Origin of the sequence: Pandoraea soli, from assembly GCF_902459595.1 — a bacterium.
GTDB lineage: Bacteria > Pseudomonadota > Gammaproteobacteria > Burkholderiales > Burkholderiaceae > Pandoraea > Pandoraea cepalis.
In genome coordinates this window covers 227031-242090 of sequence record NZ_CABPSG010000004.1, presented here as the reverse complement: position 1 = coordinate 242090, position 15060 = coordinate 227031, and the positions used below count along the sequence as shown (strand labels likewise).

The following is a 15060-nucleotide window of genomic DNA, read 5'->3' as shown; positions in this document are numbered from 1 at the left end:
GCGACCGCGCAACGCCGCAGCGTCAGCGCGCTTGACCGTCGGGGATATCGGAAATATCGGAGGTGTCGGCGGTGAGAGAAATGCCGGTAGCCGGCCCGTCGCCCGGCGCCATGGCCATGGCGCCCGACAGACGCGGCAGCACGCGCCAAGCATTGCTGCACGTCGCCTGCGACAAGGCCGTAGTCGTCACCCCGCGCAGGTCCGCCAGCACCTGCGCAATACGCGGCAGCTCGACCGGGCTATTACGCTGTTTGTAGCGCCATTGCGGCGCAATATCGGGCGCATCGGTCTCCAGCACGAGCGCATCGAGCGGCAGATCCGCGGCGAGACGCCGAATCTGCAGGGCGCGCTCGAACGTCATCTGTCCGCCAAACCCCAGGCAGAAGCCACGCTCGACGAACTTGTCCGCCTGTTGCCGGCTGCCGTTGAACGCGTGCGCGATGCCGCCGCGCGGGGTGAAGATGCGCAGTTGCTTGAGCAAGGCATCCTGCGAGCGACGCACGTGAAGGATGACGGGCAAGTCGAAGTCGCGCGCGATCTTCAACTGCTCGACGTAGAAGAATTGCTGACGCTCGGGGTCCAGCGTCGTCACGAAGAAGTCGAGACCGATCTCGCCGATACCGACGAAGCGCGGATCGCCCATCGCCCGCTCAACGGCACGGCGCAACGTGGCGATGTCCTCGTCGCGCGCGCGTGGTGTGTAGAGCGGATGAATGCCGAGCGCATATGCGCCCCCGGGGATCGCGCGTGCCGCGGCCCGCGCCGCGTCGAACGTTGCGCATTCGACGGCGGGCACCACAAGCCCCACCACACCGGCGGCAGTGGCGTCAGCGATCACGGTCGCACGGTCTGCGTCGAACTCGGCCGCATCGAGATGGCAATGGGTATCGATCCACATGGTCAAAGGTCCTTGAACGTCAATTCTACGGGTCGTTGACAAGGCTCGCACACTGTTCTCGCGATGACCATCGGACGACACCGCGTTACGGTCTAGGACGTTGCCGAAATCGCCCCCGGCCGCCGCCTCGTGAAATGCGAAACGCCGGGGAGAACCCCGGCGTTTCGCCGACTTCAGCCGCCGCTCGCGCTAACGCGCTTGCACCACGGTCATGCCGGTTCCAGCACCCCGTCGCGCAGCCGCAGGGCACGATCGCAGCGCTTCGCCAGATCGATGTCGTGCGTCACGATCACGAAACTGGTCTTCAGCGTCTCCGACAACTCGAGCATTAGTTCGAACACGGTCTCGGCGGTATGCCCGTCGAGGTTGCCGGTCGGCTCGTCAGCCAGCACGCACGCCGGCTGCGTGACCAGCGCCCGCGCCATGGCCACGCGCTGACGTTCGCCCCCCGACAACTCCGACGGACGGTGCTTCACGCGCGAGCCGAGTCCGACACGCTCGAGCATGGCCTGCGCCACCGCTTGCGCCTGCTCGGTCGGCAAGCGGCGAATGCGCAGCGGCATCGCCACGTTATCGAGCGCCGAAAACTCGGCCAGCAGGTGGTGAAACTGATAGACGAAGCCCAGCGACTGATTGCGCTGCGACGTCTTCTCGCGCTCGCGCAACGACGAAAACGGCTTGCCGAGCAGCGACACCTCGCCGCGCGACGGATCGTCGAGCCCGCCCAACACGTGCAGCAACGTGCTCTTGCCCGATCCCGACGCGCCCACGATGGCCACCTTCTCGCCGGGGGCCACGTCGAGACTCGCGCCGTTGAGCACCGTCACATTGAGCTGGCCTTGACGGAACGTCTTGTGCAGATCGCGCGCGCGCAGCACCGGACCGTCATAGGCAAGGTTCGGCACACCGGCCAACGATGGATTTGCGTGATTCTTGGCGTTACTCATAGCGCAGGGCCTCCGCCGGTTTGACGCGCGAGGCGCGCCAGCTCGGGTAGATCGTCGCCAGCGCCGAGAGGATGAACGAAATCACCCCGATGCGGATCACGTCCGACGACTGCAGATCCGAGGGCAATTCGGAGATGAAATAGATGTCTTGCGGCAGGAAGTGGATACCCAGCAAGTGCTCGATGAACGGCACGATGGTGCCGATATTCACCGAGATCAGGCAGCCCAGCGCCACGCCGAGCAGCGCCCCGGCAAAACCGATCGTCACGCCCTGCACAATGAATATCTTCATGATCGAGCCGGGCTGTGCGCCCAGCGTGCGCAGAATGGCGATGTCCGCATATTTGTCGGTCACCGTCATCACCAGCGAGGACACCAGATTGAAGGCCGCCACGGCGATGATGAGCGTCAGGATGATGAACATCATGCGCTTTTCGGTCTGCACAGCGATGAACCAGTTCTTGTTCTGCTGCGTCCAGTCGCGCACCCACATATTGCCGGACAGGGTTTTGGCCAGCTCGCGGGCCACGAGCGGCGCCCGCTCCATGTCATGGATCTTCAGACGCACGCCGGTCGGGCCGTCGAGTCGGAAGAGCGTCTCGGCATCGTGCAGATCGATGAGCGCCAGCGAGCTGTCGTATTCGTAGTGCCCCGCCGTGAAAACGGCCACCACCGTGAACTGTTTCACGCGCGGCAACACGCCCGCGGGCGTGATCGTCCCTTGCGGGGCGACGAGCGTGATCTTGTCGCCGATGCTCACGCCCAACGCCCGCGCCAGTTCGCGACCGAGCACGATACCGAAGCTGCCCGGCGTGAGGTTGGCGAGCGAGCCCTCGGTGATCTGCTTGCCGAGATCGGACACCTTGGCTTCCTCGCTCGGGACAATGCCGCGCAACACCACGCCGCGCACGTTGTCCTCGCGCGTGAGCATGGCCTGCTCGCCCACGTAGGGCGCCGCCGCAATCACGTTCTTGTTCTGCAATGCTTCAGCCGCCGTGCGGTGCCAGTCGGGCAGATTGCCGTCGACCGCGAAGACTTCGATGTGCGCAAGCACGGAGAGCATGCGGTCCCGAACTTCCTTCTGAAAACCGTTCATCACCGAGAGCACCACGATGAGCGCCGCCACGCCGAGCGCAATGCCGGCCATGGAGATGAATGAAATGAAGGAAATGAAACCGTTGCCGGATGATCGCTTGCCGGTGCGCGTATAGCGCCAGCCGATCTGCCATTCGTATGGGAATTTCAAACGGATTCCTGATTCTTGATAAGGATCGATCGGAGCGTACCGAAGCCAGTCCGCACCGGCGCCCAGCCCCATGTATCTGACCGCCACGTGGCCGCCGTGTCGTCAAGACCCGGCCGCCACCTGACCTGAACCCGGCTCGATACATGGCACGTTCAGCCCCTGACGTGAGGGTCAGCCAACTGCCAGCGCGAAGTTTGCCATACAATTCGCCTCGACATGGATACACCTGCCCTGCACTTTCTCTTGCCGTTCGCGCTGCCCGCGTCGGCCCATTTGCCCGCACTGCTGGCCAACTTGGAGTTGCCTGCGCTCGAAAAGTTGCTCGCGCGTGGCGTCCAGGCGGCGCAGGACGTGCCGGCCGACCCGTTTGTCCCCACGCTGCCCCATGAACGCTGGCTGACCGAAGCCTTCGGCCTGCCCGGCGGGCCGTCGCGCGCGCCGCTCGCGCCGTTCATGCTGTTCGAGGACAGCGGCGCGCTCGACACCCGGTTCTGGTACTGCGCGCAGCCCGCGCACATCCACATCGCCACCGACCATCTGGTGCTGACCGATCCCACCGAACTGGCGTTGAGCCACGAGGATTCAGCCGCCCTGTTCGCCACCGCGCACGCCCTGTTCGCGGAGGTCGGCGGCGAGCTGGTCGCCCCGCGCCCGGACCGGTGGTACCTGAGCGCGCCGGCGCTGGGTGACCTGCTCACCGCGTCGCCCGCGCGCGCGGCCGGCCGCAACGTCGACATCTGGCTGCCGCAAGGCAAGGCCGAACTGACGTGGCGCAAATGGCAGAACGAAGTCCAGATGGCGTGGTACGACCATCCGGCCAATCAGGCGCGCGAAGCCCGCGGCCTGCCGCCGGTCAATGCCATCTGGCTGTACGGCGGCGGTCAGCGCATTGCCGCGCCGCGCCTGAACCGGCCCTGCGTGACGATCCTGGCAGACGCCCCCGCCACCCGCGGCCTGGCGAACCATCTGCAAATCGCCTTGCACGGCACGGACGCCGGCATTGCCGCCGCGAACGGCAGAACCGTTGTGCAACTCGACACGCTGACGCCGTATTTCCTGACGGAAGACTGGGCGCGCTGGCGCGATGCCCTCGTCGACATCGACCGCGACTGGCTGGCGCCGGCGCTCGCGCGTGTCGCCCAGGGCCAGGCCCGCGAAGTCTCGCTCACTTTGTGCGGCGACAGTCATAGCGTGACGATGCGCTCACGCGGCGGCGACTTGCGCAAGTTCTGGCGCCGTCAGGCGCTCGCCGCCCGCATGGTGCCGCTCGCGCGGCTTGGCGAGGAAGTCGCATGACCGACATCGTCACCCGCCATGTCGACGACGCGACGGCCGACGCCCTCTCGCGCGACGGTGTCCACCCGGTGCTCGCCCGCCTGTTCGCGTCGCGCGGCGTGGCCGAGACCGCCGAGACCGAAACGGCGCTGGCCCGTTTGATCCCCCCGACCCAGCTCAAGGGCGCGCAGGAGGCCGCCGCCTTCCTTGCCGACGCCATCGCCGCCGGCAAGCGCATGCTCGTGGTGGCCGACTACGATTGCGACGGCGCGACTGCCTGCGCCGTGGCCGTGCGCGGCTTGCGCATGTTCGGTGCGAAGGTCGAGTACCTGGTGCCGAACCGCTTCGAATACGGCTATGGTCTCACGCCCGAAATCGTGGCATTGGCCGCGCAAGGCAAAGCGGGACCGCCCGACGTGCTGATCACCGTCGACAACGGCATCGCCAGCCTCGACGGCGTGGCCGCCGCGCAGGCGCTCGGCATCGAAGTCGTGGTGACCGATCACCATCTGCCGGGCAACGAATTGCCCAACGCGCGTTGCATCGTCAACCCCAACCAGCCGGGCTGCGCATTCCCGAGCAAGAATCTGGCCGGTGTCGGCGTGATGTTCTACGTTCTGCTCGCGCTGCGCGCCGAGCTGCGCACGCGCGGGGCGTTCGAGGCGAGCGAACAACCCCGGCTCGATACGTTGCTCGACCTGGTCGCGCTGGGCACGGTCGCGGACGTGGTCAAGCTCGACGCCAACAACCGCATCCTCGTGGCGCAAGGGCTGTCGCGCATGCGCGCCGGGCGCATGCATCCGGGCATCAATGCGCTGTTTCGCGCGGCCGCCCGCAATGCGCGTCAGGCGGGCAGTTTCGATCTGGGCTTCGGCCTCGGGCCGCGTCTGAACGCCGCCGGACGCCTCGCCGACATGTCGCTCGGCATCGAGTGCCTGCTGACGGACGACGATGCCCGCGCCTGGACGCTCGCGCAAGAACTCGACGCGATGAATCGCGAGCGCCGTGAGATCGAAGCGGGGATGCAGCAGGAAGCCCTGGCCGATCTGGCGCGCTTCGACCCTCGCGCCGCCACCACGCTGTGCGCGTTCAACGAGACCTGGCACCAGGGCGTGATCGGGATCGTGGCCGCGCGGCTGAAAGAAAAGTTCTACCGTCCGACCATCGTGTTCGCCCCCGGCGACGACGGCCAGATCAAGGGGTCCGGCCGCTCGATCCCCGGCTTTCACTTGCGCGACGCGCTCGATCTCGTCACCAAGCGCGAACCGGGTCTCATCGGCAAGTTCGGCGGCCACGCGATGGCCGCGGGCCTCACGATCGCCGCCGACGCCCTGCCACGCTTCCAGTCGGCATTCGAAGCCGTGGGACAGGCGTGGCTCGACGAAAAGGCGCTCTCGCGCGTGATCGAGACCGACGGCGACATCGGCGACGAGTGCTTCGTGCCGCCCTTTGTCGCCCTGCTCGACGCACAAGTGTGGGGACAGGGGTTCCCGCCGCCCGTGTTCTCGGGCGAGTTCGATGTGCTCTCGCAAGCCATCCTCAAGGACAAGCACCTGAAGTTGCAGCTCGGTCGCGGGCGCATGCGCTTCAACGCCATCTGGTTCAATCACGCCGATACCTTGCCGAGCCGTGCGCGATTCGCCTATCGGTTGGCCGCCGACACCTTCAACGGCGTCTCGCGCGTGCAGATGATCGTCGAACACGCCCAGGGCTGACCGTCTGCGGCGCCAGGACCGCCGGTCCTGCGCGCCGACAGCGAAATCCGGCCAGTGCGGCTGGCGGTCACCCGCCGTCCGGAACGCGTCATCCGCCCGGGAAAAGTGGGGAAACGGGGGCTTCGCTGCGCTATAATCCTCGTTTCCCCGAATTCGCCCCTGTCAAAGCTCATGGAAGCCGAACGCCTAAACGCACTTGAATCCCTGCTCGCCGACCTGCGCACCCGCGTTGGCGAGCTCAGGGGGTATCTTTGACTTCGATGTCAAGCAAGCTCGCCTGATTGAAGTCAACAAAGAACTCGAAGACCCCAACATCTGGAACGATTCCAAGCGTGCTCAGGCACTGGGCAAGGAAAAGAAGGCGCTCGACAGCATCGTCAGCAACCTGACCGAACTCGACGCCAGCCTTTCCGATACGCAGGAACTGTTCGAAATGTCCCGCGACGAGGGCGATGAAGACTCGCTGCTGGCGCTCGAGAGCGACACGCAGGGTCTCGCCGCTCGCGTGGGCGAGATGGAGTTCCGCCGGATGTTCAACACCCCGGCCGACCCGAACAACTGCTTCATCGACATCCAGGCCGGCGCCGGCGGCACCGAGGCCAACGACTGGGCCGGCATGCTGCTGCGCCAATATCTGCGCTACTGCGAACGCAAGGGCTTCAAGGCCGAAGTGCTCGAAGTGTCGGACGGCGATGTCGCGGGCATCAAGAGCGCCTCGCTGAAGGTCACTGGCGACTACGCTTACGGCTATCTGCGTACGGAAACCGGCGTGCATCGTTTGGTGCGCAAGTCGCCATTCGACTCGTCGGGCGGTCGCCATACGTCGTTCGCCAGTTTGTTCGTGTACCCGGAAGTGGATGATTCGATCGACATCGAAATCAATCCGGCCGACGTGCGTACCGACACGTATCGCGCCTCCGGTGCAGGCGGCCAGCACATCAACAAGACCGATTCCGCCGTTCGCCTGACACACATCCCGACCGGCATTGTCGTCGCCTGCCAGAACGACCGTTCGCAGCACCGCAACCGCGCCGAAGCGTGGGACATGCTCCGCTCGCGCCTGTTCGAACATGAAATGCGCAAGCGTCGTGCCGAGCAGGACAAGCTGGAGTCGAGCAAGACCGATGTGGGCTGGGGCCATCAGATTCGCTCGTACGTGCTCGACCAGTCACGCGTCAAGGACCTGCGCACCGGCGTGGAAACCGGTAATACCGGCAAGGTACTCGACGGCGACCTGGACGACTTCATCTCCGCGAGTCTCAAGCAGGGAGTGTAAGGAATGGCGTTTGTCCGCACGCTAGCCGTGTGGGGGGTGAGCGCGCTGTGTCTGCAGTGCGCCGCCGTTGCTGCCCCGGCCAGTACACCGGGCGCACCGGGAGCCAATCCCGAGACGGGACCGTACCTGCATGAATTGCTCAAGCGCCCGGACTTCTCGGGGGCCTATGCGCGCATCACCACGCCACGCAACGTTCCCGCGTGGGTGCGCCAGGGTGGCACATCGACGCCGTCGCAACGCGTGAGCGTCGCCGGCAAGCCCTGGTTACTGGTGCAGAGCTGCAAGCCGCACGATTGCCCGAGCGAGTATGTCCATATTTTGTATGAGCCGCGCTCACAGGCGATCGCGGCGCTGTTCGTGCGGGACCCGAGTGCCGCGGCCAATGCCGGACCGCATCAGGACCGCACCGAATTGATCTGGCTGGGCACGCCCGACGGCTTGCTCAAGAATGCCCTGCTGCACACGCTGCGTTTTACCGAATAACCTCATCGCTCGCACCATGACCGATCACAATACTCCGGCCCATACGGGCACCCCGGCGGGCGACCTGCCGCACGACGACAACAAGCTCATCGCGGAGCGTCGCGAGAAACTGCAGGCGCTGCGTGCCAACGGCGTGGCGTTCCCGAACGACTTCCGCCCCGAACAGCACGCCGGCGACCTGCAGGCGCGCTATCAGGACGTGGACAACGAGGCGCTCGAAGCCGAGCCCGTCCCCGTGTCGGTGGCCGGTCGCATGATGCTCAAGCGCGTGATGGGCAAGGCCGCGTTCGCCACCGTGCAGGACGGCAGCGGACAGATCCAGTTCTTCATTGGCCGCGACGACGTCGGCGCCGATGCCATGACCGCCTTCAAAGGCTGGGACATCGGCGATATCGTCGCCGCCACCGGCACGCTGTTCCGTACGCGCACCGGCGAACTGTCGGTCAAGGTGAAGGCACTGCGTCTGCTCGCCAAGGCGCTGCGCCCGCTGCCGGACAAGTTCCACGGCCTGTCCGACCAGGAGACGAAGTACCGTCAGCGCTACGTCGACCTGATCACCTCGCCCGAGACGCGCAACACGTTTCGCGCCCGCGCGAAGGCCATTGCGTCGATGCGCAAGTACATGACGGACGCCGACTTCATGGAAGTCGAAACGCCGATGCTGCACCCGATTCCGGGCGGCGCCGCGGCCAAGCCGTTCATCACGCACCACAACGCGCTCGACATGCAGATGTATCTGCGTATCGCGCCGGAGCTGTATCTGAAGCGCCTGATCGTCGGCGGCTTCGAGCGTGTGTTCGAGATCAACCGTAACTTCCGCAATGAAGGCGTGTCGCCGCGCCACAATCCGGAATTCACGATGATGGAGTTCTACGCGGCCTACACGGACTACCGTTGGCTGATGGACTTCACCGAAGCGCTGATCCGTAACGCCGCACTCGACGCGCGCGGCACCGCGACCATCGAGTACCAGGGCCGCGAACTGGATTTGTCCAAGCCGTTCCACCGCCTGACGATCGTCGAAGCGATCCGCAAGTACGCGCCCGAGTTCACCGAAGCGCAACTGGCCGACATCGAATTCGTGCGTGGCGCGCTGGGCAAGTATGGCGTGAAGGTCGATGCGCCGCAGCTCAAGAACGCGGGCCTCGGTGCGCTGCAACTGGCCCTGTTCGAAGAGACGGCCGAGAGCCAACTGTGGGAGCCGACTTTCATCGTCGACTATCCGGTGGAAGTCTCGCCGCTCGCGCGCGAGTCCGATACCGTACCGGGCATCACCGAGCGCTTCGAGCTGTTCATCACGGGCCGCGAGATCGCGAACGGCTTCTCGGAGCTGAACGATCCGGAAGACCAAGCCGCACGCTTTCGTGCGCAGGTCGAGCAGAAGGACGCGGGCGATGAAGAGGCCATGTACTACGACGCCGATTACATTCGCGCGCTCGAATACGGCATGCCCCCGACGGGCGGCTGCGGTATCGGCATCGACCGTCTGATCATGCTGCTTACCGACAGCCCGAACATTCGCGACGTGCTGCTCTTCCCGCACCTGCGCCGCGAAGACTGAGCCGGTTGGAAGGCTTAAGGCTCAGAAAGTCTTAACGCTTAGAAGGCCGGAACGCCGCGATAGGCGGACGGCCACTCCCCATCGAGCCGCAACCAAGTGCGCGCGATGGGGAGAATCGCACCGCTCGCCGCCCCTTCGATCAATTGCCGTAACGCCAGCGACGACAGCGTTTTGGCATCGGTCGGAAACGCGAGAAGCAATGTGCGATTGACGGGGACGGCCGCGAAGTCCGTCACCTCGAAATGCTCGACCATCGACTGGTAGAGATTGCCCAGCACCAGGCCGCCGGCCGGTGCCATCCAATTGCCGCGACAGCCGGCAATCGGCGTGCCATCGTCGAGCCGCGCAATGCCGAACTCGAAATGCCCCGCCTTCCATGCGCGCGCGAGATTCGACGCGGCTTGCGCAAATGCCGCCTCGAACGTCAGACCGGCCGCGCGCAAATCCTCGCCCTGCAGCCGGCGCAGTCCAGCCGTGCCATCGAGCACGAGCGTCACGAAAACGTCGTCCGAAAACGGTTCGCTGACCTCCCCTTGTGGATCGTGGACGTCGACCCACGCGCGTTGTACTACGTACGGATAGAGGTGCGGGTGGCTTGCGACGTCGAGCGGGGTATCCAGCGGCGGCAGCGTATCGATCATGGCGTTGGGACGAATCGGCAAGAAGGACGTTGACGGGCAATGCGTGCCATTATGCGCGCGGCGCGACTTGTTTCAATTGTGATGACAACCGCGCACGATGACGGCGAAGCGCGCCGTCAACCGAGAAAAAACCTCATATTTTTCAATGGATTAGCAGTCAACCGAAGGGCACTCGCCCGGGACTGCCGCGATGCACATCTTACATCGCGTTACAAAATGAAACGGATGCCGCGCCTGCCATGACGGAGACTTTTCTCATGCGAAGCCTCCCGTGCCTGTCAGCACGAAGAATGGGGTTCGCGACAACCGCACGATGGAGAAAAACCACATGAATAACGATCTTCAACCGCGCCGCATGCATCCGCTGGTCGCAGCCGCTGCCGGCAGCATCGTGGTCGTCAGCCTGCTCGGCGTTGCCGCCATCACGGGCGTGCTCCCTGTCGCCAAAAGCACCGACGGCCCCACAACAACCGTCGATCATTCGCAGTACGCGCTGACGTCGGCCCAACAGCCGTCTTCGAACGCAATGCGCAGCGCGCAGGTGACGGAGGCACAGCCGACCCAGCAGCAGGCCCAGCAGGCGCAATACGCGCCGCAGCAAGCTCAGTACACGCCGCAGCGGGCACCGGCACAACGGGCCCCGGCGCCGCAGCCGTCATATGCCCAATCGTCGGCCGCGCCCGCACAGCGTCAGGCGGCGACATGCTCGACGTGCGGTACGGTGCAGTCGGTGGAACCCATCAGCACGCAAGGTCAGGCCTCGGGCCTGGGCGCCGTCGGCGGTGCCGTTGCAGGCGGTCTGCTCGGCAACCAGTTTGGCGCGGGTAACGGCCGCACGGCGATGACCGTGGTCGGCGCGCTGGGCGGCGGTCTGGCCGGCAACGAAGTCGAGAAGCGCGTTCGCTCCGAAACCGTGTATCGCGTGTACGTGCGCATGGATACCGGCAAGACGCGCTACTGGACCTATCAGTCCGCCCCTGGCGTGCAGCCGGGGGATCGCGTGCGGCTCGAAAACAACGGGCTGGTGCGCGCGGGCTAAGGGAACGAGATCCGCGTCACACCGTTCCTGCCGCGACGGATCTCGCGTTAACGCAAAAGCCGCTCGTCATGAGCGGCTTTTGTTTCTGCGGCAGCGTCGCGCGCCCTGCGCGAGTCGGGTCAGACCTCGTCAATCCACGCCATCTGAATCGCTTCGAGCACCTTCTCACCGGCGCGGTCGGGTGCGTCGTCGAAGCCGTCGAGCGCCATCACCCACTGATGCAGGTCGGTAAAACGCACGTATTGCGGGTCGATGTCGGGATGCGCCTCGGTAAGCGCAATCGCGATGTCCTGAATGTCGGTCCATTTCATGGGCAGGGTCCTCTTCTTGTGACGTGTCGCCACGCAACGCCTAACGGCATCGCTCAGTGGCTTTCCTTGGCGTGGTTGATCGTGTACTTCGGAATCTCGACGACCAGATCGGTGTCGGCGGGCATCTTCGTCTGGCACGACAGGCGCGACGTCGGCTCCAGGCCCCAGGCCTTGTCGAGCAGATCCTCTTCCTCGTCTTCGGCCGGCTCCAGCGCCTCGAAACCCTCGCGCACGATCACGTGGCACGTAGTGCACGCGCACGACAACTCGCACGCATGCTCGATTTCAATGCCGTTGTCCAACAACGCTCTGCACACGGTGGTACCCGTCGGAACGTCCAGCACCGCGCCCTCAGGGCACAGCTCGACGTGAGGCAATACAACGATTTGAGGCATGGCTTTGGCTTTCCGTGTGTGTCTTACAGTTTGTCGATGTCCGCCACGCGCCGGCCGGCCAGCGCCGCGCGGATGCTCTTGTCCATGCGGCGCGCGGCAAACGCGTCGGTCGCATGCGAGAGCGTTTCGGTCGCCGTCTTGATGGCAATCTGATCGTCGCCAGACGCCTTCTGGCGCAACTCGGCCAGCAAGCCGTCGATCTGTGCGCGCTCGTCGGCGTCGAGCAGTTCCGGGTCCGCCTGCAAGGCGCTGTCGATCGCGACCAGCAGACGCTCGGCTTCCACTTGCTGCTCGCGCAGCGCACGGGCGCGCATATCCGCCTCGGCCGAACCGAAGCTGTCTTGCAGCATGCGCGAGATATCGTCGTCCGCCAGACCGTACGACGGCTTGACCTCGATGGAGGCCGCCACGCCCGAGTGCAACTCCTGGGCGGAGACGGAGAGCAGCCCGTCGGCGTCGACCTGATACGTCACGCGAATACGCGCGGCGCCGGCCGTCATCGGCGGAATGCCCCGCAATTCGAACCGGGCCAGCGAGCGGCAATCGGACGCCAGCTCACGCTCACCTTGCAGCACGTGAACGGCCATTGCCGTCTGCCCGTCTTTGAACGTGGTGAATTCCTGCGCACGCGCCACGGGAATCGTGGCGTTACGCGGGATGATCTTCTCGACGAGGCCACCCATCGTCTCGACGCCGAGCGACAGCGGAATCACGTCGAGCAGCAGCCAGTCGTCACCTTCGGCCTGATTGCCGGCCAGCAGGTTCGCCTGCACGGCCGCGCCGAGCGCCACCACCTGATCTGGATCGAGATCGATCAGCGGTTCGCGTCCGAAGAAGGTCGCCACGGCGGCACGCACTTGCGGCATGCGCGTGGCGCCGCCGACGAGCACGACGCCCTTGACGTCTTCCGGGCCCATGCCGGCGTCGCGCAGCGCCTTGCGCATCGGGCCGATCGTGCGTTGCACGAGCGGCGCACCCAGCGCCGTGAATTGCTCGCGCGTGAGCGTCAGCGCGAGGGGGCGCTCGCCAGACAGCGTCAGGGCGATCGTCGCTTGCGCGGCGTCGGTCAACGCTTCCTTGGCGGTGCGTGCGTGATCGAGCAAGCCCCGCACGTCCTCAGGCGTGAGCGAGGCCGCGTCGAGACCGGCCGCGTCCACCGCCCAGCGGTAGATCGCCTGATCGAAGTCGTCGCCGCCGAGCGCGGAATCGCCGCCTGCTGCAAGCACTTCGAACACGCCCTTCGTCAGTCGCAGAATCGAGATGTCGAACGTGCCGCCACCCAGGTCGTAGACCGCGTAAAGGCCTTCCACCGCATTGTCGAGACCGTAGGCGATCGCGGCCGCCGTCGGCTCGTTGAGCAGACGCAGCACATTGAGGCCGGCCAGACGCGCGGCGTCCTTGGTGGCCTGACGCTGCGCGTCGTCGAAGTACGCGGGCACGGTGATCACGGCGCCCACCAGGTCGTCGCCGAGCGTGTCTTCGGCGCGCTGACGCAACGTGGCGAGAATTTCGGCAGACACTTCCACCGGGCTCTTGACGCCGCCGGCCGTCGTCATCTGCACCATGCCCGGCGCGTCGACGAAATCGTACGGCGCGTTGTCGGCATGGGCAACATCGGCCAGACCACGGCCCATGAAGCGCTTGACGGAGACGATGGTGTTGCGCGGATCGCTGGCGGCGGCCGCTCGGGCGTCGTAGCCGATCTGGGTACGGGGACCGCCGAGATAACGCACGACGGACGGCAGCAGCACGCGGCCCTGTTCGTCCGGGAGCACTTCGGCCACACCGCTACGTACGGAGGCCACGAGCGAATGCGTCGTGCCCAGGTCAATACCCACGGCGAGTCGCCGCTGATGCGGCGCGGGGGACATGCCGGGTTCGGAAATTTGCAGAAGGGCCATGACTTTGCAATGCGGGCGACGCGCTCGCGCGGCCGCCCTGTTCTCAAGCAGTTCTCAATGACATGTGACGGCGCCGCACCGGGCCGTCACGCGTTTTCCAGCATTTCGATGCGCTGCGCGATGTCTTCGTCGGCGCGCGCAATGAACATCAGTTGCCGCACGGCTTCGGCGGCCGGTTGCCACGCCTGGCTTTCGAGCCAGTCGCCCAGCTTGGCGAGCCGCACGCGACGATCCTCGCGCAACGATTTGGCAAGGTTTTCCAGAGCGCCGATATTGCGCGCGTCCACGGCGTCGTCGATGGCTTCGCGCCACTCCATCTGCTGCATCAGGAAATCGGGGGCCATCGCGGTGTTGTTCTCCGCGCCCACATCGATGCCCTGTAGCGTGAGCAGATACGTCGCGCGTTGCAGCGGGTCGCGCAGCGTGCGGTAGGCGGCGTTCGCCTGCGCGGCCCATTGCATGGCCACGCGGCGCTCGGCATCGCTCGCACTCGCGAATCGATCCGGATGCACGCGCGATTGCACGGCACGGTAGGCCGCGTCGAGCGCGTCTGCGTCGAGCGCAAAGCGCTGCGGCAGATCGAACAGCGTGAAGTAGTTGTCAGTCAATGCACTCATCGCGCACTCATCATCCATCCAGGGCGCCCATGCGAGGGGACGTCGCGCCATGCGCGCCATGCCACCCGCCGTCGGCCCGTAAAAAAAGCGGCTCGCGCCGCCTGGTTGCCTACGCTGCTGCTTTGGCGCCGAACCGTCCGGCGACCTATTTCGTTGCCATGGCGACCGCCGTCAGGCGAGGCCCACCGCCTCACGCATCGGGCGGCTCGCCGCGCTCACATTTGCGGCAGCGCAACCGGCCACCAAGCATCGCGTCGCGGCCCGCCGCGCTTTGCGTCCATGTCCGGATCTGCCACGGGGGAAGATGCCGGACATGTTGCCCATGCCCGCACGCCAGACGCGCGACCCATTGGCCTTCGTCGTCCTGCCGGAACCCGACGATCTCGCGCAACGGCGCAGTGTCAGATCCGGAACGACTCGCCGCAGCCGCACTCATCCTTGACGTTCGGATTGTTGAAGCGAAACCCTTCGTTCAAGCCTTCGCGCGCGAAGTCCAGCTCGGTGCCATCGATATACGGCAGACTCTTCGGATCGACGATCACCTTCACGCCGTGGCTCTCGAAGACCGTGTCCTCGCCCGCCACGTCGTCGGCGTATTCCAGCTTGTAGGCCAGGCCCGAGCAGCCGGTCGTCTTCACGCCCAGCCGCAGGCCCACGCCCTTGCCGCGCCGCGTCAGATAACGCGAAACGTGCTGCGCGGCCTTCTCGGTCAATGTAATGGCCATGGTTGCCTGATTCCTTTATCCGTCGTGCCG

The 15060-nt window shown here is 65.6% G+C and carries 16 protein-coding genes; 6 read left to right on the top strand and 10 right to left on the bottom strand.

Annotated features, from left to right (window positions below; genetic code table 11):
- Nucleotides 1-22: 22 nt before the first annotated feature.
- The 3 genes from PSO31014_RS09705 to PSO31014_RS09695 all read right to left on the bottom strand — a co-directional run bounded on the left by PSO31014_RS09705 (nt 23) and on the right by PSO31014_RS09695 (nt 3091).
- A complete protein-coding gene (locus tag PSO31014_RS09705; protein WP_150551428.1) occupies nt 23-898 on the bottom strand; it encodes a TatD family hydrolase in 876 nt (291 codons plus the stop codon).
- Between the two features lie 209 nt (nt 899-1107).
- Complete coding sequence (lolD, locus tag PSO31014_RS09700; protein ID WP_246176567.1) at nt 1108-1845, bottom strand: lipoprotein-releasing ABC transporter ATP-binding protein LolD; 738 nt, start codon at nt 1843-1845, stop codon at nt 1108-1110.
- Entirely contained in the window at nt 1838-3091 is a 1254-nt protein-coding gene (locus tag PSO31014_RS09695; RefSeq protein WP_130025562.1) for a lipoprotein-releasing ABC transporter permease subunit, read from the bottom strand. The genes lolD and PSO31014_RS09695 overlap by 8 nt, the downstream gene beginning before the upstream one ends.
- Nucleotides 3092-3307: 216 nt before the next feature.
- Between PSO31014_RS09695 and PSO31014_RS09690 the strand changes: the two genes are divergently transcribed.
- The 5 genes from PSO31014_RS09690 (at nt 3308) to lysS (ending at nt 9401) form a co-directional block, all read left to right on the top strand.
- Nucleotides 3308-4387, top strand: a complete 1080-nt coding sequence (locus PSO31014_RS09690; protein WP_150551427.1) for a regulator — start codon at nt 3308-3310, stop codon at nt 4385-4387.
- Nucleotides 4384-6081, top strand: a complete 1698-nt coding sequence (recJ, locus tag PSO31014_RS09685) for a single-stranded-DNA-specific exonuclease RecJ (RefSeq protein WP_150551426.1) — start codon at nt 4384-4386, stop codon at nt 6079-6081. The genes PSO31014_RS09690 and recJ overlap by 4 nt, the downstream gene beginning before the upstream one ends.
- 171 nt (nt 6082-6252) lie before the next feature.
- Nucleotides 6253-7357, top strand: a protein-coding gene (prfB, locus tag PSO31014_RS09680) for a peptide chain release factor 2 (protein ID WP_174966640.1) whose coding sequence is annotated in 2 segments (ribosomal slippage) — nt 6253-6324 and nt 6326-7357 — 1104 coding nt in all. Because the reading frame shifts where the segments join, the coding sequence is not laid out codon by codon here.
- Nucleotides 7358-7360: 3 nt separating this feature from the next.
- The gene (locus PSO31014_RS09675; protein ID WP_017234973.1) at nt 7361-7840 is read left to right on the top strand and encodes an Ivy family c-type lysozyme inhibitor; all 480 of its coding nucleotides are present in this window, start codon (nt 7361-7363) and stop codon (nt 7838-7840) included.
- 16 nt (nt 7841-7856) lie between these two features.
- Nucleotides 7857-9401, top strand: coding sequence for a lysine--tRNA ligase (lysS, locus tag PSO31014_RS09670; protein WP_150551425.1), 1545 nt, complete (start codon nt 7857-7859; stop codon nt 9399-9401).
- 38 nt (nt 9402-9439) lie between these two features.
- On the opposite strand, the gene PSO31014_RS09665 is transcribed toward lysS, so the two are convergent.
- Entirely contained in the window at nt 9440-10042 is a 603-nt protein-coding gene (locus tag PSO31014_RS09665) for a DUF1444 domain-containing protein (protein WP_150551424.1), read from the bottom strand.
- Nucleotides 10043-10370: 328 nt separating this feature from the next.
- Here PSO31014_RS09665 and PSO31014_RS09660 point away from each other — a divergent pair, with 328 nt between their 5' ends.
- A complete protein-coding gene (locus PSO31014_RS09660) occupies nt 10371-11081 on the top strand; it encodes a glycine zipper 2TM domain-containing protein (RefSeq protein WP_150551423.1) in 711 nt (236 codons plus the stop codon).
- Between the two features lie 119 nt (nt 11082-11200).
- On the opposite strand, the gene iscX is transcribed toward PSO31014_RS09660, so the two are convergent.
- The 6 genes from iscX to iscA all read right to left on the bottom strand — a co-directional run bounded on the left by iscX (nt 11201) and on the right by iscA (nt 15030).
- Entirely contained in the window at nt 11201-11392 is a 192-nt protein-coding gene (iscX, locus tag PSO31014_RS09655; RefSeq protein WP_017234969.1) for a Fe-S cluster assembly protein IscX, read from the bottom strand.
- A 53-nt stretch (nt 11393-11445) separates the two neighbouring features.
- The gene (gene fdx / locus PSO31014_RS09650) at nt 11446-11787 is read right to left on the bottom strand and encodes an ISC system 2Fe-2S type ferredoxin (protein ID WP_017234968.1); all 342 of its coding nucleotides are present in this window, start codon (nt 11785-11787) and stop codon (nt 11446-11448) included.
- Between the two features lie 23 nt (nt 11788-11810).
- Nucleotides 11811-13688, bottom strand: coding sequence for a Fe-S protein assembly chaperone HscA (gene hscA / locus PSO31014_RS09645; RefSeq protein WP_150551422.1), 1878 nt, complete (start codon nt 13686-13688; stop codon nt 11811-11813).
- An 86-nt stretch (nt 13689-13774) separates the two neighbouring features.
- Nucleotides 13775-14305: a Fe-S protein assembly co-chaperone HscB gene (gene hscB / locus PSO31014_RS09640; RefSeq protein ID WP_150551421.1), complete on the bottom strand. Its 531-nt coding sequence runs from the start codon at nt 14303-14305 to the stop codon at nt 13775-13777.
- A gap of 190 nt (nt 14306-14495) precedes the next feature.
- On the bottom strand, nt 14496-14741 hold the full coding sequence (locus PSO31014_RS09635; RefSeq protein WP_150551420.1) for a DUF3565 domain-containing protein: 246 nt from the start codon (nt 14739-14741) through the stop codon (nt 14496-14498).
- Nucleotides 14707-15030 (bottom strand): iron-sulfur cluster assembly protein IscA, encoded by a 324-nt coding sequence (gene iscA, locus PSO31014_RS09630; RefSeq protein WP_017234965.1) that lies wholly within the window; start codon nt 15028-15030, stop codon nt 14707-14709. The genes PSO31014_RS09635 and iscA overlap by 35 nt, the downstream gene beginning before the upstream one ends.
- Nucleotides 15031-15060 lie beyond the last annotated feature (30 nt).